The organism is Roseateles chitinivorans, assembly GCF_002761755.1.
Classification (GTDB): Bacteria; Pseudomonadota; Gammaproteobacteria; order Burkholderiales; family Burkholderiaceae_C; genus Roseateles; species Roseateles chitinivorans.
On sequence record NZ_PEOG01000215.1, the window covers coordinates 1 to 442 of the forward strand.

A 442-nucleotide genomic window follows, 5' to 3' on the forward strand; every position below is an offset into this window, starting at 1 on the left:
TTTCTGGTCATACAACAGTGGTACTTATAGTGGGGGAATCGCCACCTATTCAACATTCAATAACCCTTCTCCTGCAAAACTGGTAACAATTAGATCGGCAAATGATAATGGTAACACTGTTGGCTTTTTGGTTAATAAAGCTAGGCAAGATGGTCAGTTTGATTATGATGAACTAATCCCCACATTAAAAAAAGTACCTCAAATAGGAGGCTATACTTATGATTATTCATTTCAATTGGGCAACCGACAAACCGGTAGAATTGCTGACCAGATTAGTTATAGACTAACCGTTCCTCAAGGTGTAACTACATACAATATTACTTACGCATATGCACTAGTACTTCAAAATCCTGGTCACAGTGCTTCTGATCAGCCTAAATTTGTTGCAACAGTTCGTGATCTTTCTCAACCTACAGCTAGTCAAAAAATTAATTGTGCATCG

1 protein-coding gene is annotated in these 442 nt (G+C 37.8%); it reads left to right on the forward strand.

Annotation, left to right across the window (positions count from 1 at the left end):
* Positions 1 to 442, forward strand: a 442-nt coding sequence (locus tag CS062_RS26555) for a hypothetical protein (protein WP_158238938.1), incomplete at both ends; no start/stop codon positions are given.